This window comes from Parviterribacter kavangonensis (assembly GCF_056863335.1).
In genome coordinates, this window is sequence record NZ_JBXPJA010000001.1 from 1,915,062 (window position 1) to 1,933,682 (window position 18,621).

Sequence of the window (18,621 nt, forward strand, 5' to 3'; positions counted from 1 at the left end):
GCGTGCGAGAAGGCGCGATCGGACGCGCGGCGGGACAGCATAGAAGGTTGCGCCCGCAGGGCATGTGACGCCTGCGGCGAACCCTTCCCCCGGTGCCGTGAAGGCGCCGGTGGACTATGCACACTCCCGCGCCATCGCCGAGCTCGCGTGCGGGAAGCACGCGGGACGGGGGAACCGATGGGCGCCCGAGGGATCGGGTGTCCGTGGGGCGAGTCCGGGCCTGCTGGCCCGGTAGCGCAGCGTGCCGCAGCGCGAGCCCGACAGCTAACCCCGTAGGCGATCCATCCATGATGATCGTTCGCAACGGGGCTTCGGCGGCGCGTGGGCGCCGCTACGTGGTGGCACTGCTGGCCGCGGCATTCGCCGTGCCCGCCGCGCCTGCCTTCGCCGGCAACGGCGGCGTCTCGGCCACCGACGCCGGCACGATCACCGCGGTCACCTGCCGGTCGAGCTGCGACGACGACGCGAGCGTCCTCCCGCGCGGCGTGGTCCGCATCGCCGGCCGCGGTCTCGGCGACGCCCGCCAGGTCATCTTCGTCGGCGCCCCCGGCAACGCCGACGACGTCATCGCCCCCGTCCGCCGCGCGCGGGCGCGCACCGTCGACGTCAGGGTGCCGGAGAGCGCGCCGAGCGGCCGCGTCCGGCTGCGCACCGCCGACGGCGCGCAGTCGGCGCCGAGCACCGACCTCATCACCGTGCTGCCGGCTCCGGTGGCGCCGACCGCCAAGCGCATCGAGGCGCAGTCGCTGGCCGCCGACGACGGCGCCGCACCGCTGAGCGACGCGTCGGCCGACCTCGACAACAGCGACCGCATCGACGGGCAGGTCGTGCAGTCGAAGGTCTTCTTCGGCGGCTTCGCCAAGGCGACGTTGCGCTACGTCGTCACCGGCGGCGCGCCGCTCGACGTCGCCGTCGAGGTGCTGCGCGCGGGCTCGACCACGCCGGTCGCGCGCTGGATGTCGAGCCAGGTCGCCCCGGGGATCGAGCAGCGCATCCAGTGGGACGGCACGAGCAACGGCCGCGTCGTCCCGCGCGGCAAGTACGAGTTCCGCATCGCGCCGCTGACCGCCACGGCTGCCGGCAGCGACGGCGCCACCGAGCCGGTCGTCGAGGACGCGTTCCGGTTCCTCGACCACAAGTTCCCCGTCCGCGGCCCGCACGACTACGGCCAGTCGGGCGCCCGCTTCGGCGCCGGGCGCGCCGGCCACATGCACCAGGGCCAGGACGTCATGGCCCCGTGCGGGACGCCGCTCGTCGCCGCGCGCGGCGGCGTCGTCGTCCGCAACGCCTGGCAGGGCAACGCCGGCAACTACCTCGTCATCGACGGCGACGGCACGGACGTCGACTACGCGTACATGCACTTGAGCGAGCCGTCGCTCGTCGCCAAGGGCGAGCGCGTCCGCACCGGCCAGCGGATCGGCAACGTCGGCGACACCGGCGACGCGCACGGCTGCCACCTGCACTTCGAGATGTGGTCCGCCCCGGGCTGGTACGAGGGCGGCAGCCCGTTCGACCCGCTCGCCAGCCTGAAGGCCTGGGACGCCGAGAGCTGACGCCCGGCGGCGTGCTCGGCGATCATCGCCGCATGCAGCGCATCAACATCGCCGCCGAGCCCTCCGAGACCGACCCGGACGACCCGCCCGGCTTCAAGGCCGCGATGCTCCGCCTCGGGACGCGCCTGGGCGCGAAGAGGACGGGCATCAGCGTCTACGACCTCCCGCCGGGCGAGAAGCTCTGCCCGTACCACTACGAGCACGGCGAGGAGGAGTGGCTGCTCGTGCTGGAGGGGCGTCCGAGCGTCCGCCATCCGGACGGCACCGACGAGCTCGAGGCGTGGGACGCCGTCTTCTTCCCGCCCGGCCCGGCCGGCGCGCACCAGATCCGCAACGACAGCGACGCGCCCGCCCGCGTGCTCATGTTCTCCGACGTCGTCGTCCCGACCGCGACGACCTACCCCGACAGCGACAAGATCGGGATCTGGACCGGCAACCGCGCGGAGGACGTCATGGTCCGGCGGTCCGCGAACGTCGACTACTGGGACGGGGAGACTTGACCCCGCCCACCCCTACTTGGCGATGATCACGACGATGCCGGCCACCGCGGTCCCGGCGAAGGCGATCCCCGCCAGCACCGCCAGGACGCCGTAGGCGAAGGCCGTGCCGGTCGCACCGGCGCGGTTGGCGTCGGCGGCGCGCGTCGCGCCGAGCACCACGAGCGAGAACACCGTCGCGACCACGATCGACGCGAGCGGCGCCACCCAGGCGAGCTCGAGCAGCGCTCCGACGTCGATCGAGGCGATCACGACTGCGCCGCCGTGACCGCGGGACCGCGCTGCAGCCGGCGACCGAAGGCCGCCGCGATGACGCCAAGCACGCCGAGCGAGACGACGACGGGGCCGAGCGCGCCCGTTCCGAAGATCCGGGTCAGGCCGTAGGCCGCCGCGCCGATCGCGCCGGCGCACGGCAGCGTGAGCACCCATGCGAGCGCGATGTTGCCCGCGACGCCCCACCGAACCGCCGAGAGGCGGCGGGCCGCGCCCGCGCCCATGACGCCGCCGGAGATGACGTGCGTCGTCGAGAGCGGGTAGCCGAGGTGCGACGCGGTCAGCACGACCGCCGCGCCGGCGCCCTGCGCCGAGAAGCCCTGGGCGGGATCCATCTTGATGATGCGGCTGCCCATCGTCCTGATGATCCGCCAGCCGCCGGAGTACGTGCCGAGCGCGATCGCCATGGCCGACGAGACCACGACCCAGGTCGGCACGTCGAAGTTGTCGGCGTCGAGGTTGCCGTTCGCGATGAGCGCGAGCGTGATGATGCCCATCGTCTTCTGCGCGTCGTTCGTGCCGTGCGCGAGCGAGAACATCGAGCTCGAGACGAGCTGGCCGAGCCGGTAGCCGCGGTTCACGGGCCCCGGCCGCACGCGGCCGACGATGCGGTAGGCGATGATGATCGCGATCCCCGCCGCCGTGAAGGCGATGACCGGCGCCACGAGCGCGGGGATGATCACCTTCTCGAGCAGGCCGTCGCCGAGGATCGCGTCCGGGCCCTCCGCCGCGAGGGCCGCGCCGGCGACGCCGCCGATGAGGGCGTGCGACGAGCTGGACGGCAGGCCGAAGTACCACGTCGCGAGGTTCCAGGCGATCGCGCCGATGAGGCCGCCGAAGACGATCGTGGGCGTGATGACGTCGGCCTCGACGATGCCCTTCGCGACCGTCGCGGCGACCTCGAGCGAGATGAACGCGCCGGCGAAGTTCAGGATCGCGGCGAGCGCCACCGCGGACCGCGGCGCCATCGCCCGGGTCGACACCGCGGTCGCGATCGCGTTCGCCGTGTCGTGGAAGCCGTTCGTGAAGTCGAAGGCGAGCGCAGTCGCCACGACGATGACGAGGATGACGTCGTCGCCCACCGGACCGCCTAGCGGTTCTTGATGACGATGCCCTCGAGGACGTTCGCCACCTGCTCGGCGGCGTCGATCGCTTCCTCGAGGCGCTCGAAGATGTCCTTCCAGCGAATGACGACCATCGGGTCGACACCCCGATCGAAGAGCGACGCCATCGCCTCGCGGACGGCGCGGTCGCCGTCGTTCTCGAGCCGGTGGATCTCGACGATGTAGTGCGAGATGTCGTCGAAGTTGCGCATCCGCGGCATCGCCTCGACGATCTGGCGGCACGCGTCGCGCAGGATCCGCGCGAGCAGCTGCGCCTGGTCCATCGGCGCTTCGATCTTGTAGAGGACGAGGAAGTCCGAGACCTCGTCGGTGAGGTCGATGACGTCGTCCAGCGCCGAGGCGAGCTCGAGGATGTCCTCGCGGTCGATCGGCGTGACGAACGTCTGGTTGAGCCGGTTGATCACGTCGTGCGTGATGCGGTCGCCCTCCTGCTCGCACAGGAGGATGTCCCGGCTCATCTGGGACGTCTCGGGGAAGCCGCGGAGCATCTCCTCGAGGAGCTCCGCGCCGCGAGCGACGTTGGCGGCCTGCTCCTCGAAGAGATCGAAGAACAGCCGGTCCTTGGGGGTGAACACCTGCGACAGCCGGGCCATCGGGCGGCGAGTCTATGTCAAAGCCGTGTGAAAGCCCGGTTGCCGCGTCGGGAACCGGCACTTCACCCTGCATCCTGCGCGAGATTCGCGGTCTCAGAGGATGTGAACCGGGGTGCCGATCGGCATCCGGCGCTTGAGCTGCAGGATCTTCGCGTTCGGGATCCGGATGCACCCGTGGGACGGACGTCCCGGGATCAGCTGCGGCTGGTTCGTTCCGTGGATCCCGATCACGCCGCCGCCGGGCCAGTCGCTGAGGCCGGAGTAGGCGCTGGTCCCGAACGCCCACGGGCCGTAGGCGCGGCCGTCGCCGCGCAGCAGCTCGCGGATGTAGAACCGCCCCTTCGGTGTGGGCGTCGACGCCGCGCCGACGCCGATCCGCGAGGACCAGATCTTGCGGCTGCGCTTGCGCAGCGTGGCGGTCAGCGTGCCGCGGTTGATCGTCAGGTGCGTCGTGACGCGGTTGAATGGGCCGAGCGACGTGCGCGGGACCCAGCCGGTGCGGCCGTTCGGCCGTCCGGGGATGCGCACCTTCACCCACTCCCGTCCGTCGACCTTCTGACTGGCGAGCGCCATGTAGACCTCGGCGAGGCCGTCCTCGGTGCGCCAGCGCAGGCGCCCGACGGGCCGCGCGCCGCCCGACGGCCGCTTGCGGATCGGGCTGATGTTGAACGTGTGCGCCCAGCGGGTGATCGTGCGCTCGTTGGAGAGCCGCTTGACCGCGGACACCTTCGCCGCGGTGGGCGGCTGCGGGTCCGCGGCCCGGGCCGTCGCCGCCGGGAGGGCGGCGACGGCGAGCAGCGCGCAGAGTCTCCGGGACCGCCGCATCAGCCCGTGAAGCGGGGGCTGACGGCGCGCTGCAGGCAGCGGATGGCGGCGACGTCGATCGTCTTGGTGCGGCGGTTGGCGCCGGCGACGAACTGCACGCGGGCCTTGAGGTGACGGACGCTCTTGGTCATCGGGAGCTCGATCGAGAACTTGCCGTGCTTGCGCGTCGCCAGCTTGCGGCCGTCGGCGTAGAAGGTCACCGACTTGATGCCGCGGCCCTTCACCTGCGCCTTGAACGTCCGCTTCACGCACGAGGTCGGCGCGAGCAGGCGGGCCGATGCGCGGACGTTCTTGAGGTTGGCGACGTTGCGCTTCGCGGCGACCTGCTTGCTGTCCGCGGTGCCCGCGACCCCCGCCGTCGTGGTCGTCGTGGTCGTGCCGGGAGCGTCCTCGCCGGTCGTGGGCTGATCGCCGCCCGGCTGGCCCGGCTGGCCGGGCTGATCGGGCTGGCTCGGGTCGGTGCCGTCGTCGTAGCAGAACTCGACGTGGCTGACGCCATAGCTGCCGTCGTTGTTCGCGTTGCCCGGCGCGGTGAGGCCGCTGCCCGAGGTCGCCTCGGGGCTGTAGCCGTAGACGTTGGACTGCGTGCCGCCCTTGACGATGACGGCATCGACGGGGACGGTCGAGGTCCACGAGACCACGCCGTTCTTGACGGTGTCGGTCACCTTGATCTCGGCGTTCTGCGCCGAGCCCGAGGTGCCCTTGTCGATCTTGATGGCCTTCCAGGCGGGGTTCAGGTCGGCGCAGGCGGGGTTCCCGTCGACGACGGTCGGGCCGGTCACCGCGGCGTTCGCCGGGCCGGCGAGCGCGACGGCCAGCGAGGCGCCGGCGAGGAGGGTGAGGGCGTGAGCGGGGCGGGTGCGGGAGGGCATGTGGCGAGGCTCCAGGGGACGCAATGGAACGATGGGTCGACCATAAGCCCGCGACCGCTCGCCGTCAGTATCAAGAACGTCTCATTTCCAGCGTGAGCACGCCAGGTTCCGGCAAGTCTCGAGAAGGCCGCAGGTCAGTCCTGCGGGCCGCCCCGCCGCGGCCGGCGGAGAACCGAACCGGGAGCCGCCTCACAGCAGGGCCGCGACCGCCTCCGGCTGCTCGAGCGCCGGGAGATGCCCGGCGCCCTCGATGACCTCGAGCCGCGCGCCCGGGATCGACGCGGCCAGCCGCTGCGAGATAGCGACGAAGTCCGGCACGTCGAGCGATCCGTACGCGACGGTCGTCGACGCCCGCACCTCACCCAGGCGCTTCTCGGCGGACGGCGTGAGCTCCTGCGGCTCGAGCGGGGTCGCGCGCTGCAGCTCGAACCGCCGGCGCTGCATCGCCTCGACGAGCGACCGGACCTCCGCCGAGGCGTTGCCCGCCCACAACGCGACGTTGAGGCGCGTCGCGGCCTCGAGGTCGCCGGCCTCCAGCGCCGCGGTCTCGGCGGCGTCGAAGGCCTCGAGCTCGTCCGAGAAGTCGTGGTCGAACAGCGGCGCGTCGAGCAGCACGAGCCGCTGGACGAGATCGGGCCGCACCAGCGCGCCCTCCATCGCGACGAACCCGCCGAACGACGCGCCCATGATCGTCGCGTCGCGCACGCCCGCGTGGTCCATCACCGCGACGAGATCGGCGGACGGCGAGAACGCTCCCGCCGGCGCGACGGTCTCCCCCGCCCCGCGCGCGTCGTACGCGATCACGCGGAACCGGTCGCGGACCAGGGCGACCAGCGGCCCCCACATGCGCCGATCCGCGACGCCGGCATGGACGAGCACGAGGTCCGGTCCCTCCCCCACGATCTCGCACGCGATCTGCGCGCCGTCCGCGGTGAGGACCGGCTCGGTCACGTCATTCCCACTCGATGGTCCCCGGCGGTTTGGACGTGATGTCCAAGACGACGCGGTTGACGTCGCGCAGCTCGTTGATCATCCGCGACGCGATCTGCTCGAGCAGGTCGTACGGCAGGCGCGCCCAGTCGGCGGTCATCGCGTCGTCGGAGGTCACCGCGCGGATGACGACGACGGAGCCGTACGTGCGCTCGTCGCCCTGGACGCCGACCGTGCGGATGTCGGGCAGGACGCAAAACGACTGCCACAGCTCGCGGTACAGGCCGGCCTTGCGGATCTCGTCCTGCAGGACGTAGTCGGCGTCGCGCAGCAGGTCGAGGCGCTCCTTCGTCGCCTCGCCGCCGACGATCCGGATCGCGAGACCGGGACCGGGGAACGGCTGGCGCCAGACGAGGCGCTCGGGCAGGCCGAGCTCCGCGCCGACCGCGCGGACCTCGTCCTTGAAGAGCGCCCGCAGCGGCTCGACGAGCTCGAACTGGAGGTCGTCCGGCAGGCCGCCGACGTTGTGGTGCGACTTGATCGTCGCCGCGCCCGTGCCGCCGCCCGACTCGATGACGTCGGAGTACAGCGTGCCCTGGACGAGGTACTTCGCGCCCGAGAGCCTGGCCGCCTCCTCCTCGAAGACGCGGATGAACTCGGCGCCGATCGTCTTGCGCTTGGTCTCCGGGTCGGTGACGCCGGCGAGCTTGCGCAGGAACCGCTCCTCCGCGTCGACAGCGACGAGCGGCACGTGGAAGTGGTCGCGGAACGTCTTGATGACCTGGTCGCCCTCGTTCTTGCGCATGAGGCCGTGGTCGACGAACACGCACGTCAGCTGATCGCCGATCGCGCGGTGGACGAGCAGCGCCGCCACGCTCGAGTCGACGCCGCCCGACAGCCCGCAGATGACCTGGCCGTCGCCGACCTGCGCGCGGATGCGCTCGATCTGCTCCTCGACGATGTTCGCCGCCGACCACGCCATGTCGTTGCCGCACACGTCGCGCAGGAAGCGGTCGAGGACGTCCTGGCCGTACGGCGTGTGGACGACCTCGGGATGGAACTGGATGCCGTAGAGCCCGCGGTCGGTCGACTCGAACGCCGCGACCGGCGACTGGGTCGACGACGCCAGCGCCGTGAAGCCGGGCGGCGGCGCGTAGACCGTGTCGCGATGCGACATCCAGCAGGTCTGGTCGTGCGGGAGGCCGCGGAAGAGCCTGCCCTCCTCGCGGATCGTCAGCTCCGACCGGCCGAACTCGCCGACCTCGGCGCCCTCGACACGGCCGCCCAGCTCGCGCGCGAGGAGCTGCATGCCGTAGCAGATGCCCAGCACGGGGACCCCTAGCTCGAGCAGCTCGGGATCGAGGCGCGGCGCCCCGTCGGCGTAGACCGACGCGGGGCCGCCGGACAGGATGAGGCCCTTCGGCTTGCGCCGCCGGACCTCCTCCGCGCCCACGTGATGCGGCAGCAGCTCGCTGAACACGCCGCACTCGCGGACGCGCCGCGCGATCAGCTGGGAGTACTGCCCCCCGTAGTCGAGGACGACCACCTCGTCGACGCTGCGCGGCGCCTGGACGTCGGTGGCGTCCTCGGGGACGAGTTCAGGGGCCGCGTTCGACGCGGTCACGACATCGCTCACGGCGCGCGGCCTCCTTCGGGGTCGACTAGTTGGTGGAGCTGACCATCGCCGGCTGGGCGGGATCCGGCGAGGCCGATCCGCCGTTGCCGTTGCCGCGCGGAGCCGCCGCGGCCGAGCCGCGGGCGCCCATGCCGACACCCTGCGCCGACTGGAGGTGCTTGCCCTCCGTCTGCAGCGCCGGCGCGACCATGAGCTCGGCCCGGTTGAACTCGGCGATGTCCTGGTAGCCGCAGGTGGCCATCGAGGTGCGAAGGCCGCCGAACAGGTTGAACGTGCCGTCGTTCTCGTGCGCGGGCCCGACGAGGATCTCCTCGAGCGTCCCGTTCTGCACCGTCTGCACGCGCGCGCCGCGCGGGAGCGTCGGGTGGAACGTCGCCATGCCCCAGTGGAAGCCGTGGCCGGGCGCCTCGTACGCGCGGGCGAGCGGGGAGCCGATCATCACGGCGTCCGCGCCGCAGGCGATCGCCTTCGCGACGTCGCCGCCGTTGCGCATGCCGCCGTCGGCGATGACCTGGGCGTACTCGCCGGTCTCGAGCATGTGCTGCGACCGGGCGGCCGCCACGTCGGCGATCGCGGTCGCCTGCGGGACGCCGATGCCGAGCACTCCGCGCGTGGTGCACGCCGCGCCGGGGCCGACGCCCACGAGCACGCCGGCCGCGCCGGTGCGCATCAGGTGCAGGCCCGTGTGGTACGAGGCGCAGCCGCCGACGACGACCGGCACGCCGACCTCGCGGATGAACTCCTTGAGGTTGAGCGGCTCGGCGACCGTGGAGACGTGCTCCGCCGAGACGACGGTGCCCTGGATGACGAGGATGTCGAGGCCGGCGTCGAGCGCGAGCTCGTAGTACTGGCGGACGCGCTGCGGCGTGAGCGAGGCGGAGACGACGACGCCCTGCTCCTTGATCTCGCGGATGCGCTGCGCCATGAGGTCCGCGTCGATGGGCGTCTGGTAGATCGCCTGCATCTCGCGCGTGGCCTGCTCCTTCGGGAGCTGCGCGATGCGCTGGAGCTGCTCGTCGGCGTCCTCGTAACGGGTCCAGATGCCCTCGAGGTTCAGGACGGCGCAGCCGCCGAGCTTGCCGATGATCCCGGCCGTCTGCGGGGAGACGACGCCGTCCATGGCGGACGCCATGAGCGGCAGCTCGAAGCGGTAGTCGCCGAGCTTCCACGTGATGTCGACGTCGTCGGGGTCACGCGTCCGGCGGGACGGGACGATGGCGATGTCATCGAATCCGTAGGCGCGGCGGGCCTTCTTCCCGCGGCCGATCTCAACTTCCATTGGGCGATCCTAGGCGAGGGGGCGGACGGAGGATCGAGCGTAGCAACGGCGAATTCCGGTGTTTCCGCCTTTTCCGGACCACCGCCGTACGGCGGCGTCAAGCGTTGAGATCAGACCCCGGCGGCGGCCGTCAGGCGCGCGACCTCGACCTCGGGCACGAGCCGGTCGACCTCGCGCGGCTCGATGATCCCGGCGCCCAGGCGGCGGATGGAGTCCGCTCCGCAGGCGACGCCGAACGCCAGGCAGTCCTCCGCCGACCGGCCCTCGTAGCGCGCGGCGACGAAGCCGGCGAGGAACGCGTCGCCGGAGCCGACGGTCGCGACCGCCTCGCGCGGGTCGATCCGGGCGCGCATCACGACCGGCTCCCCCTCGAGGTTGAGGCGTGCGAAGCACCCGTCGGGCGTGGTCATGATCGTCTCGCGCGGGCCCATGTGGCCCATGTCGCGCACCGCGTTGACCATGTCCGCGTCGTCGTTGAACTCGTGACCCACGAGCTCCTCGGCCTCGTTGACGTTCGGCGAGATCACCGTCGGCTCGGCGCGCACCGCGAGGCGCAGCGGCTCGCCGTCGGTGTCGACCACGGTCGTGACGCCGATCTTGTGCAGCTCGCGGATCAGCTCGGCGTAGTAGTCGGGCTCGACGCCGCGCGGCAGCGAGCCGGCGAAGACGACGATCTCCGCGCCGCGCGCGAGGTAGACGAGCTTGTCGCGGAAGAGCTCGAGCTCCTTCGCCGAGACGGCCGGGCCGCGCTCGTTGATCTCCGTCTGCTCGCCCGTCGTCGGGTCGAGCACCGCGGTGTTCGTGCGCGACTCCTCGCGGATGCGCACGAAGTCGTTGAGGATCGACTCGGCCGTGAGCTGCTCGACGATCCGCGTGCCCGTCGGGCCGCCGGCGAAGCCCGTGGCGATCACCGGCTGGTCGAGCGACTTCAGCGAGCGCGCGATGTTGACGCCCTTGCCGCCCGCCATCGTCGTCTGCTCGACGGTGCGGTGCCGGCGCCCGAGCCGGAAGTTCGGCACGGACAACGTCTTGTCGATCGCCGCGTTGAGCGTGACCGTGATGATCATGTGCGGCTCCCCGCTCTACGGACGACGCGTCGTCGCAGCAGCACGAGCAGAACCGTACAGGCCGTGAGCAAGAGCAGGAGGGCGATCGAGCTGCCGCGCCCGAGCACGTCGGAGAGCCGCTCGCTGAGCGACGCCTTCGGCACGGCCTCGGCGGTGACGAGCGGCACGCGCGCGACGACCTTGCCGCGCAGGCTGACCTCGACGGCGCCGACGCGCGTGCCGGCGGGCACCGGCCCCTTGAGCTCGTCCGGCGCCTTCGTCACGCGCACCTGCGCCTTCTCGCCGCGCCGCACGACGCGCCTGACGGTGTCGCCGGCGACGAGGTCGACCTTCGCGTCGCGGTACTTCTGCGCCGCGCGCGCGAAGACGGTGTCCTGGTCGAGCACGGTCACGCGGCGATAGCGCGAGAGCCCGTACTTGAGCAGCGCGAGGCTGTCGGCGTCGCGGGCCGCCTCGTTCGGCTCGCCGAGCACGGCGCTGATGACCGAGACGCCGCCGCGGGTGGCCGACCCGACGAGCACGTAGCCGGCCTTCGAGGTGTGGCCGGTCTTGACGCCGTCGACATACGGGACGTCGCGCACCAGCCGGTTGCGGTTGATGATCGTGCGCGTGTGATCGCCCGTCGTCAGCGTCGCGCGCGGCGAGTCGGCCGTCTCGCGGAAGAACGGGAACCGGCGCAGCTGCAGCGTGACCTTGACGAGGTCGCGCGCGGACGAGGCGTTGTTGCCCTCGTCGAGGCCGATCGGGTTCGTGTAGTGCGTGTCGCGCAGGCCGAGCGCCCGCGCCCGCGCGTTCATCTCGCGCACGAACCGCGGCACCGACCCGCTGATGCCCGTCGCCAGCGTCACCGCGGCGTCGTTGGCCGATGGGAGCATCAGCGCGCGGAAGAGGTCGCGCACCGACATCCGCTCCCCCGCCTCGAGCCCGACGAGCGACTCGGCAGCCGCGGGCGAGTACGGCGGCGCGGTGAGCGTGTCGTCGAGCGCCGCCGTCTCGAGCGTCAGCAGCGCCGTCATGAGCTTCGTGGTGGAGGCGATCGGCCGCCGCTCGGACGCGCGGCGCTGCCAGATGATGTCGCCGGTGCTGGCCTCGACGACGATGGCCGACGGCGCGCCGATGCTCGGCGGGGCGTCGCCGGACTGCGCGTGCGCCGCCGGGGCCGTCGCGGTGAGCAGCGCGATCACCAGGGCGATCGCGGCCGTGACGCGGGCCATCAGCGCAGCTTGACCTGATCGCCGACCGTGAGGGCGTTCGGGTCGAGATCGGGGTTGAGCTCGAGGAGCTCCTGCACGGTCAGCCCCGTCGCGGCCGCGATGGAGCCGAAGGTGTCGCCGGGCTTCACGGTGTAGGTCTTCTTGGTGGCGGTGGTCGTCGTCTTCGTCGTGCCGGTGCCGGTCGTCGACGTGGACGTCCCGGACTTGCGCTGCTTGGTCGTGGCGGCCGGCGGCGGCGAGTCCTCCTCGTCGGAGGACGTGCTCAGCCCGATGGTGCCGTTGACCACGGACAGCACCGCGGCGGCGGCGGCGAGCAGCGCGAGCGGCGCCAGCCATCGCGTCGAGGTGCGGCGTCGCATGGTGGATCGCAGGATACGAGCGCGGGGCTCAGCCCAGGCCCCATGCCTGCTCGCGGAGCCGCTCGGCTTCCGCAAGCGCCGCCTCCGCCGGCGTGCCGCCCTGCTGCTCGTGCGCCCGTGCGATGGAGCGCGACGCGGTGACGAGGCCGCCGCTGCGGCCGGGGGCGAACGCGGCGGCGACGTCCTCGACGCGGCCGCCCTGCGCGCCGATGCCGGGCAGCAGGAACGTCGCCTTCGGCATGAGCTCGCGCGCGCGCTCGAGGTGCTGCGGGGCGGTCGCCCCCACGACGGCGTTCAGGCCGAGGCGGTCGACGGTCGCCGCCGTGCGCTCCCACACGGTCTCGCCGCTCTCCAGGCGCGCGTCCTGCAGCCCGGCGGCGCCGGGGTTCGAGGTGCGGACGAGGACGAAGATCCCGCGGCCGCTGGCCGCGAAGGGCTCGAGCGTGTCCTCGCCCAGGTACGGGTTGACCGTCATCGCGTCGGCGTCGAGGCCGGCCACCGCGCCGAACGGCGTCTCGGTGCCGGCGAGGAACGCCTGGGCGTAGGCCTCGGCGGTGACGCCGATGTCGCCACGCTTGGCGTCGGCGAGCACGAGCAGGCCGGCCGCCTTCGCGGCGGCGGCGACGCGGTGCAGCGCGGTCCAGCCGGGCGCGCCGAGCCGTTCGAAGCAGGCGACCTGCGGCTTGATCGCCACGCAGGCCGGGCCCGCGGCGGCGATCAGCGCGGCGCAGTGGGCGACGACGACCTCCGCGGCGCGGTCGGCCGGTGCGCCGGTGCCGGGATCGGCCTCGAGCGCCTCGGGCCAGACCCGCGCGGGATCGGGATCGAGGCCGAGGACGATCTGCGACGCGCGTTCGGCGACGCGCGCCGCGAGGAGGTCCGCGAAGGCGGTCAGCCCTTGACGGCCTTCTTCAGCGCCGCGCCGGCGGTGAACTTCGGGGCCTTGGAGGCGGCGATCTGGATCTTCTCGCCCGTGGCGGGGTTGACGCCCTGGCGGGCGCTGCGCTCCGCCACGTGGAACTTGCCGAAGCCGGAGAACGTGACATCGCTGCCGCGGGTGAGCGCGTCCTGCACGGTGTCGAGCGCGGCGTCGACGGCCGCGGCGGCGTCCTTGCGGCTGAGCCCGCTGCGGGAAGCCACCTGGTCGACGAACTCTGACTTGGTCACGTGCGGTCCTTCCGTACGACGGGACAGGGCGCGGCGACGCTACCAGCGGCGCCGGATGGTCCGGCGCCGCTGGAGCGGCCGGCGCTGCGGCCGGCTCGCGAGCTAGCCGTTGAGCTTGCTCTTGAGCCCGCTCGCGGCGGAGAACTTCGCGGCCTTCGAGGCGGCGATCTGGATCTTCTCGCCGGTCGCCGGGTTCACACCCTGGCGGGCGGCGCGATCGCTCACGCTGAACTTGCCGAAGCCCGAGATCGAGACCTCACCACCGTTGCCGAGCTCGTCCGTGACGACCTCGAACACCGCGTCGACGGCCTTCTTGGCCTCGCCGTTGTCGATGCCGGCACGGCTGGCAACCTGCTGTGCGAGTTCTGTCCTGTTCATGGGCGTTCTTCCTCCCCGTTCGCGGAAACGCCGCCACCATAGTCAACTGGTCCGGCGGAATCGGGCTTGCGCGCGGCTTCAACGAGCGTTGACGGCCCATCGGAACTGCTCTTTGCGGCCTTTTCGGGCACTCTTCGGGCCGTGCCGCTCTCCCGCATCGCCTGGCTCTGCACCGTCGCCGCCTGCGTCATCACGGCGATCCTGCTCTTCGTCTCGGGCTACAACGGCTACGGCGTCGTGGCCCTCGCGGTCGGCCTGTCGGCCTCGATCAACCTGCGCTAGGCGCGTCGCAGCCCAACCATGCGAGCAGCGCGCGCGCCGCGCGCCCGCGGTGGCTGATCGCGTCCTTCTCGGCCTGCGTCAGCTCGGCCATCGTGCGGTCCGGATGCTCGACCGGCACGAACGCGGGGTCGTAGCCGAATCCGCCGTCGCCGCGCGGATCGTCGCTCAGCGTGCCCTCGCAGCGCCCCTCGACGACGTGCTCGGTCCCGCCGGGGTCGACGTAGGCGATGGCGCAGACGTACTCGAGCGCGCTCCCGGCGGGCGCCTCGCGCAGGAGCTTGGCGAGGTTCTCCTCGTCCGTCGCGTCCTCGCCGGCGAAGCGGGCGGAACGGACGCCCGGCGCGCCGCCGAGCGCCTCCGCCGCGATCCCGCTGTCGTCGGCGAACGCCGGGCGGCCGGTCCCCTCCGCCGCCGCGCGCGCCTTGCCGAGCGCGTTCTCGGCGAACGTCGTCCCCGTCTCGGGCGGCAGCTCGAGGTCGCCGGGCAGCGGCTCGACCTCGTGGGGCGCCATGAGCGCCGCGAACTCGCGCGCCTTGTGGTCGTTGCGCGTTGCGAGGACCAGCCTCATCGGGCCGCGATCGCGTCGTCCTGCACGCGGCGCAGCTCCGCGATCCCTCCTGCGGCGAGCTCGAGCAGCTCGTCCAGCGACGCGCGCTGCAGCGGCGTGCGCTCCGCCGTCGCCTGGACCTCGACGAGCCCGCCGTCGCCGGTCATGACGACGTTCGCGTCGACCTCGGCCGAGGAGTCCTCGCGGTAGTCCAGATCGCAGACCGCGGCGCCGTCGACCATCCCGACGCTGATCGCGGCGATGCTGCCGGTCAGCGCCTGCTCGGCGCCGGCGGCGCGCAGCGCCAGCGCGAGCGCGACGTAGCCGCCTGTGATCGACGCGCACCGCGTGCCCCCGTCGGCGGTGAGGACGTCGCAGTCGATCCACACGGTCCGCTCGCCGAGCTTCTTGAAGTCCACGACGCCGCGCAGCGAGCGGCCGATGAGGCGCTGGATCTCGACCGTGCGGCCGTCCTGCTTGCCGCGCGTGGCATCGCGCTGCTTGCGGGTGTTCGTGCTCGCGGGCAGCATCCCGTACTCGGCGGTGACCCAGCCCGTTCCGCGGCCCTCCATCCAGCGCGGCACGGAGCTCTCGACGGTCGCCGTGCAGATGACGCGCGTCTCGCCCTGGGCGATGAGCGCCGATCCGGTCGCCGTCGGGACGAAGCCGGGCGTGATCGTGGTGGGCCGCGCCTGCGCGGGCGTGCGGTCGTAGGAGCGTGTCATGGGACCTCGATGAGCTTGCGGTCGACCTGCGCGACCTCGCCGAGCGGCATCTGCAGGAAGCGCGTGCCGAGCGCCTTGAACGCATCGACGTCGCCGGTGCACAGGAAGCGGTAGTCGCCCTCGCCGTCGCGCGGGTTCTCGAGGCCGCGGGAGGCGAGCGCGTGCTCGACCTGCCGCGCGAGCGCCTGGCCGCTGGAGACGATCTCCACGCCGCGGCCGAGGAAGCGCTGGAGCATCGGCCGCACGAGGGGGTAGTGCGTGCAGCCGAGGATCACGGTGTCGACGCGCGCCTCCTTGAGCGGCTGCGTGTAGCCGCGGACGATGTCGACGACGTGGTCGTCGAACGGGAAGCCGCCCTGGATGATCGGCGCGAGGTCGGGGCAGGCGACGCTCGTCAGGTCGACGTGCGGGTCGACGTCCTGCACCGCGCGCTCGTACGCGCCGCTGCGCACCGTCGCGGGCGTCGCGAGCAGGCCGATCCTGCCCGTGCTCGTCGCGGTGACGGCTTGGACCGCCTCGGGCTTGACGACGCCGATGACGTCGACGCCGAGCGTCGTCTCCATCATCCGCGCGCGCAGCGCCGGGAGCGCCGCGGCCGTCGCGGTGTTGCAGGCGACGACGAGGAGCTTCGCGTGCTCGGCGAGCAGGATCTCGGCGACCTCGAGCGTGAAGCGCTCGAGCTCCTCCGTCGTGCGCTCGCCGTACGGGAACCGGGCGGTGTCGCCGAGGTAGACGTAGTCCTCGTGCGGGAGGTGCACGAGCAGCTCGTGCAGCACGGTCAGCCCGCCGACGCCGGAGTCGAACACGGCGACGGGCCGGTCGCGCGGTGCGGGTCGCGTGGCCACGCTTCCATTCTGGCGAAGCGCGCGGCGCGACCTCCCCGGGGCGCTCCCCTCCCCGCGCGACCGGCCGCGCGCTCAACGGCCGGTCTTCGGGGCGTCGCCGACGCCGTCGATCGCGTCCTTGAGCTTCGCGACGATCGTCTTGCCGATGTCGAAGTCCTTGCCGGCGCCGAACTTCACGACGGCGGCGAAGACGAGCGCGAGCAGCAGGATGAGCGCGACGTACTCGACCGTCCCCTGCCCACGGTCCTCGCGGGCGCGGAAGAGGGCGGTCCAGGCGGCGGCGTGGAGCGCGCCGAGCAGGCGGGTGGGCATCGAGGGCCTCCGGTGGTGGATCTGCGGACGGCCCCGATGCTCCGGAGGATCGTGTGACGCTTCGAGACGCGAACGTCGAGCAAGTGCCGCGCTTCCGTGCCGGATCTCCGCGAAGGCGCCGGGACTAGACTCGTCGCGGTGAGCGCGGACAAGACGACCGCCGACACCACCGACCCGGCGCCCGGCAAGGACCAGCCGACGACGGTCATGCCGGCCGCCCCGGAGACCCCCGCGGAGACCCCTCCGGGCGCGGAGACGCCTCCGGCGGAGGCGACCCCGGAGACCTCTGCGCGCGCGGAGACGCCTGCGGCGGAGGCGACCCCGGAGACCTCTGCGCGCGCGGAGACGCCTCCGGCGGAGGCGACCGCGGTGGCCTCTCCGGTCGTCACGGAGCCTCCGGCAGATCAGGGTCCGGGGTTCCGCGAGCGGGCGCGGATGCGGCGGCGGCTGCGGTACCTCCGGCGGCTGCGCGAGCTGCTGTTCCGCGACCTCGGCGGCCTCACGTTCGACCTGCATCGCTTCGGGCGCGAGCGCACCGACCTCGTCGAGGAGAAGCTCGCCGCGCTGACCTCGGTCGACGCGGAGCTGCGGACGCTCGAGACCGCGCTCGACGACCGCCGCCAGCTGCACGAGCTGCGCGAGGCGGGCATCAGCGCCTGCCCGCGCTGCGGCACGCTGCACGACACCGACGCGAACTTCTGCCCGGCCTGCGGGTCCTCGCTGCACGGCAAGGCGCCGGCACCGCCGGTCAGCGAGATGGCCACCGAGGCCGAGTCGCACCAGACCGGCTCGTGAGCGGCTACGAGTTCGGCAGCGCCGCGTGCCCGCGCTGCGGCGCCACGGTCGCGCGCGACCAGGACTGGTGCCTGGAGTGCGGCTACGCGGCGCGGACGACGATCGCCCGGACGCCCCGCTGGCGCGCCCCGATCATCGCCGCCGCCGCCGTGGCGGCCATCGCGCTCGGCCTCCTCGCGGTCGCCTTCGTCGACCTCACCGACGATCCCGGCGGGGTCACCGTTCCCACCACCGCGCCGACGGTCCTCACCGGCCCGCCGACGACCGACCCGGGAACCACTCCGACGGCGCCGACGACGCCGACGACGCCCACCGAGACCTCGACGCCCTAGAGCGTGGGCCAGTGCTCGCGGAGCCGCTCGAGCGCGGCGGTCGCGAGCGGGTGGACGGGCGGGTCGACGACCGCGCCGTCCGATCCGGAGAACGCGTCGACGACGCGGACGACGCTGCGGGCGAGGGCCTGGACGTCGTAGCCGCCCTCGAGGAGCGCTCCGTACGGCACGCCGAGGCCGCGGACGAGCGCGGCCATCGCCGCGAAGCCGTCATCGGTGACGCGGCAGTCCGCGAGCGGGTCGTCGAGATGGGCGTCGAAGCCGGCGGAGACGAGGATCAGCTCCGGCTCGTACGCGCGCGCGAGCGGCCCGACGACGTCGCGGACGAGCGAGACGAACGTCTCGTCGCCCGAGTGCCTCGGCACGGGCAGGTTCACCGTGTACCCGACGCCGTCGCCCGACCCGACGTCCGACGCCGGCCCGCTGCCGGGGTACAGCGGCGACTCGTGGATCGACACGAACAGGACCTCGCGCGACGCGTGGAAGATGTCGTTCGTCCCGTTGCCGTGGTGGACGTCCCAGTCGAGGATCAGCACGCGCGAGAGGCCGTGCACGTCGAGAGCGTGCTTCGCCGCCACCGCGACGTTGTTGAAGAAGCAGAAGCCCATCGACCGCGCGCTCTCGGCGTGGTGCCCCGGCGGCCGGTGCAGGGAGAACGCCGGACGGCCGGACGCGGCGAGCGCCGTGTCGACGACCGCGCAGGCGCCGCCCGCGCCGTGCAGCGCCGCCACCCACGTCCCCTCCGAGGCGATCGTGTCGGGATCGACGGCGCCGCCGCCGGCGATCGACAGCCGCTCGATCGAGTCGACGTAGGCCTCGGGATGCACGCGGCAGAGCTGCTCGCGCGTCGCGCGCTCGGACGGCACGCGGTCCCACCCCAGCCAGTCGTGCGCCTCGAGCGCGCGGTCGACCGCGACGATCCGCGCCGCGCGCTCCGGATGGACGCCCGTGTCGTGCTCCAGCGACGAGGGATGGCTGAGCAGGACGCCGGGAGGCACGCGGGTACGGTACTCGCC

Annotated in this window: 24 protein-coding genes and 1 riboswitch; of the genes, 5 read left to right on the plus strand and 19 right to left on the minus strand. The window is 72.9% G+C overall.

Annotated features, from left to right (window positions below):
• Positions 1 to 125: 125 nt before the first annotated feature.
• Positions 126 to 294, plus strand: a riboswitch (cyclic di-AMP (ydaO/yuaA leader).
• Complete coding sequence (locus AC1UE4_RS09850; RefSeq protein WP_482917048.1) at positions 288 to 1,553, plus strand: M23 family metallopeptidase; 1,266 nt, start codon at positions 288 to 290, stop codon at positions 1,551 to 1,553. Its footprint overlaps the riboswitch before it by 7 nt.
• 32 nt (positions 1,554 to 1,585) lie before the next feature.
• Complete coding sequence (locus AC1UE4_RS09855) at positions 1,586 to 2,053, plus strand: cupin domain-containing protein (RefSeq protein ID WP_482917049.1); 468 nt, start codon at positions 1,586 to 1,588, stop codon at positions 2,051 to 2,053.
• A 12-nt stretch (positions 2,054 to 2,065) separates the two neighbouring features.
• Here the strand turns inward: AC1UE4_RS09855 and AC1UE4_RS09860 are convergent, their stop codons facing one another.
• The 14 genes from AC1UE4_RS09860 to AC1UE4_RS09925 form a co-directional block, all read right to left on the minus strand.
• The gene (locus AC1UE4_RS09860; protein WP_482917050.1) at positions 2,066 to 2,302 is read right to left on the minus strand and encodes a hypothetical protein; all 237 of its coding nucleotides are present in this window, start codon (positions 2,300 to 2,302) and stop codon (positions 2,066 to 2,068) included.
• Positions 2,299 to 3,405 (minus strand): inorganic phosphate transporter, encoded by a 1,107-nt coding sequence (locus AC1UE4_RS09865; protein ID WP_482917051.1) that lies wholly within the window; start codon positions 3,403 to 3,405, stop codon positions 2,299 to 2,301. The genes AC1UE4_RS09860 and AC1UE4_RS09865 overlap by 4 nt, the downstream gene beginning before the upstream one ends.
• A gap of 8 nt (positions 3,406 to 3,413) precedes the next feature.
• Positions 3,414 to 4,040: a DUF47 domain-containing protein gene (locus tag AC1UE4_RS09870; protein ID WP_482917052.1), complete on the minus strand. Its 627-nt coding sequence runs from the start codon at positions 4,038 to 4,040 to the stop codon at positions 3,414 to 3,416.
• A gap of 93 nt (positions 4,041 to 4,133) precedes the next feature.
• The gene (locus tag AC1UE4_RS09875) at positions 4,134 to 4,865 is read right to left on the minus strand and encodes a L,D-transpeptidase (protein ID WP_482917053.1); all 732 of its coding nucleotides are present in this window, start codon (positions 4,863 to 4,865) and stop codon (positions 4,134 to 4,136) included.
• Positions 4,865 to 5,737 carry a hypothetical protein gene (locus tag AC1UE4_RS09880; protein WP_482917054.1) on the minus strand — a complete coding sequence of 291 codons (873 nt, stop codon included), beginning with the start codon at positions 5,735 to 5,737 and terminating at the stop codon, positions 4,865 to 4,867. Before AC1UE4_RS09880 ends, AC1UE4_RS09875 begins: the two co-directional genes overlap by 1 nt.
• Positions 5,738 to 5,926: 189 nt before the next feature.
• Entirely contained in the window at positions 5,927 to 6,688 is a 762-nt protein-coding gene (locus AC1UE4_RS09885; protein WP_482917055.1) for an alpha/beta fold hydrolase, read from the minus strand.
• 1 nt (position 6,689) lies between these two features.
• Entirely contained in the window at positions 6,690 to 8,213 is a 1,524-nt protein-coding gene (guaA, locus tag AC1UE4_RS09890; RefSeq protein ID WP_482918226.1) for a glutamine-hydrolyzing GMP synthase, read from the minus strand.
• A 115-nt stretch (positions 8,214 to 8,328) separates the two neighbouring features.
• Positions 8,329 to 9,582, minus strand: coding sequence for a GuaB3 family IMP dehydrogenase-related protein (locus AC1UE4_RS09895; protein WP_482917056.1), 1,254 nt, complete (start codon positions 9,580 to 9,582; stop codon positions 8,329 to 8,331).
• A 110-nt stretch (positions 9,583 to 9,692) separates the two neighbouring features.
• A complete protein-coding gene (locus tag AC1UE4_RS09900) occupies positions 9,693 to 10,649 on the minus strand; it encodes a 1-phosphofructokinase family hexose kinase (protein ID WP_482917057.1) in 957 nt (318 codons plus the stop codon).
• On the minus strand, positions 10,646 to 11,863 hold the full coding sequence (locus AC1UE4_RS09905) for a D-alanyl-D-alanine carboxypeptidase family protein (RefSeq protein ID WP_482917058.1): 1,218 nt from the start codon (positions 11,861 to 11,863) through the stop codon (positions 10,646 to 10,648). The genes AC1UE4_RS09900 and AC1UE4_RS09905 overlap by 4 nt, the downstream gene beginning before the upstream one ends.
• Entirely contained in the window at positions 11,863 to 12,222 is a 360-nt protein-coding gene (locus tag AC1UE4_RS09910; protein ID WP_482917059.1) for a LysM peptidoglycan-binding domain-containing protein, read from the minus strand. Before AC1UE4_RS09910 ends, AC1UE4_RS09905 begins: the two co-directional genes overlap by 1 nt.
• Positions 12,223 to 12,250: 28 nt before the next feature.
• A complete protein-coding gene (gene pyrF / locus AC1UE4_RS09915) occupies positions 12,251 to 13,117 on the minus strand; it encodes an orotidine-5'-phosphate decarboxylase (RefSeq protein WP_482918227.1) in 867 nt (288 codons plus the stop codon).
• Positions 13,114 to 13,389, minus strand: a complete 276-nt coding sequence (locus tag AC1UE4_RS09920; protein WP_482917060.1) for an HU family DNA-binding protein — start codon at positions 13,387 to 13,389, stop codon at positions 13,114 to 13,116. The genes pyrF and AC1UE4_RS09920 overlap by 4 nt, the downstream gene beginning before the upstream one ends.
• Before the next feature lie 102 nt (positions 13,390 to 13,491).
• Positions 13,492 to 13,767, minus strand: coding sequence for an HU family DNA-binding protein (locus AC1UE4_RS09925; RefSeq protein ID WP_482917061.1), 276 nt, complete (start codon positions 13,765 to 13,767; stop codon positions 13,492 to 13,494).
• Between the two features lie 141 nt (positions 13,768 to 13,908).
• On the opposite strand from AC1UE4_RS09925, the gene AC1UE4_RS09930 reads away from it, so the two are divergent.
• Positions 13,909 to 14,049, plus strand: coding sequence for a hypothetical protein (locus tag AC1UE4_RS09930; protein ID WP_482917062.1), 141 nt, complete (start codon positions 13,909 to 13,911; stop codon positions 14,047 to 14,049).
• Here the strand turns inward: AC1UE4_RS09930 and rdgB are convergent.
• From rdgB to AC1UE4_RS09950, 4 genes are all read right to left on the minus strand, one after another.
• Positions 14,036 to 14,617: an RdgB/HAM1 family non-canonical purine NTP pyrophosphatase gene (gene rdgB / locus AC1UE4_RS09935; RefSeq protein WP_482917063.1), complete on the minus strand. Its 582-nt coding sequence runs from the start codon at positions 14,615 to 14,617 to the stop codon at positions 14,036 to 14,038. The two genes, AC1UE4_RS09930 and rdgB, sit on opposite strands and share 14 nt — an antisense overlap.
• Complete coding sequence (gene rph, locus AC1UE4_RS09940; RefSeq protein ID WP_482917064.1) at positions 14,614 to 15,321, minus strand: ribonuclease PH; 708 nt, start codon at positions 15,319 to 15,321, stop codon at positions 14,614 to 14,616. Before rph ends, rdgB begins: the two co-directional genes overlap by 4 nt.
• The gene (gene murI, locus AC1UE4_RS09945; protein WP_482917065.1) at positions 15,318 to 16,166 is read right to left on the minus strand and encodes a glutamate racemase; all 849 of its coding nucleotides are present in this window, start codon (positions 16,164 to 16,166) and stop codon (positions 15,318 to 15,320) included. Before murI ends, rph begins: the two co-directional genes overlap by 4 nt.
• 72 nt (positions 16,167 to 16,238) lie before the next feature.
• Positions 16,239 to 16,478, minus strand: coding sequence for a hypothetical protein (locus AC1UE4_RS09950; protein WP_482917066.1), 240 nt, complete (start codon positions 16,476 to 16,478; stop codon positions 16,239 to 16,241).
• Between the two features lie 138 nt (positions 16,479 to 16,616).
• Between AC1UE4_RS09950 and AC1UE4_RS09955 the strand changes: the two genes are divergently transcribed.
• The gene (locus AC1UE4_RS09955) at positions 16,617 to 17,273 is read left to right on the plus strand and encodes a zinc ribbon domain-containing protein (protein WP_482917067.1); all 657 of its coding nucleotides are present in this window, start codon (positions 16,617 to 16,619) and stop codon (positions 17,271 to 17,273) included.
• A complete protein-coding gene (locus tag AC1UE4_RS09960) occupies positions 17,270 to 17,605 on the plus strand; it encodes a hypothetical protein (RefSeq protein WP_482917068.1) in 336 nt (111 codons plus the stop codon). Before AC1UE4_RS09955 ends, AC1UE4_RS09960 begins: the two co-directional genes overlap by 4 nt.
• On the opposite strand, the gene AC1UE4_RS09965 is transcribed toward AC1UE4_RS09960, so the two are convergent.
• On the minus strand, positions 17,602 to 18,603 hold the full coding sequence (locus AC1UE4_RS09965; protein ID WP_482917069.1) for a histone deacetylase family protein: 1,002 nt from the start codon (positions 18,601 to 18,603) through the stop codon (positions 17,602 to 17,604). The genes AC1UE4_RS09960 and AC1UE4_RS09965 overlap by 4 nt on opposite strands.
• Positions 18,604 to 18,621 lie beyond the last annotated feature (18 nt).

Bases quoted from the DNA above. Each gene is read 5' to 3' on its own strand.
- AC1UE4_RS09850 (WP_482917048.1), top strand. From the start codon at position 288: ATGATGATCGTTCGCAACGGGGCTTCGGCGGCGCGTGGGCGCCGCTAC.
- AC1UE4_RS09855 (WP_482917049.1), top strand. From the start codon at position 1,586: ATGCAGCGCATCAACATCGCCGCCGAGCCCTCCGAGACCGACCCGGAC.
- AC1UE4_RS09870 (WP_482917052.1), bottom strand. From the start codon at position 4,040: ATGGCCCGGCTGTCGCAGGTGTTCACCCCCAAGGACCGGCTGTTCTTC.
- AC1UE4_RS09875 (WP_482917053.1), bottom strand. From the start codon at position 4,865: ATGCGGCGGTCCCGGAGACTCTGCGCGCTGCTCGCCGTCGCCGCCCTC.
- AC1UE4_RS09880 (WP_482917054.1), bottom strand. From the start codon at position 5,737: ATGCCCTCCCGCACCCGCCCCGCTCACGCCCTCACCCTCCTCGCCGGC.
- AC1UE4_RS09895 (WP_482917056.1), bottom strand. From the start codon at position 9,582: ATGGAAGTTGAGATCGGCCGCGGGAAGAAGGCCCGCCGCGCCTACGGA.
- AC1UE4_RS09900 (WP_482917057.1), bottom strand. From the start codon at position 10,649: ATGATCATCACGGTCACGCTCAACGCGGCGATCGACAAGACGTTGTCC.
- AC1UE4_RS09905 (WP_482917058.1), bottom strand. From the start codon at position 11,863: ATGGCCCGCGTCACGGCCGCGATCGCCCTGGTGATCGCGCTGCTCACC.
- AC1UE4_RS09910 (WP_482917059.1), bottom strand. From the start codon at position 12,222: ATGCGACGCCGCACCTCGACGCGATGGCTGGCGCCGCTCGCGCTGCTC.
- AC1UE4_RS09925 (WP_482917061.1), bottom strand. From the start codon at position 13,767: ATGAACAGGACAGAACTCGCACAGCAGGTTGCCAGCCGTGCCGGCATC.
- rdgB (WP_482917063.1), bottom strand. From the start codon at position 14,617: ATGAGGCTGGTCCTCGCAACGCGCAACGACCACAAGGCGCGCGAGTTC.
- rph (WP_482917064.1), bottom strand. From the start codon at position 15,321: ATGACACGCTCCTACGACCGCACGCCCGCGCAGGCGCGGCCCACCACG.
- AC1UE4_RS09950 (WP_482917066.1), bottom strand. From the start codon at position 16,478: ATGCCCACCCGCCTGCTCGGCGCGCTCCACGCCGCCGCCTGGACCGCC.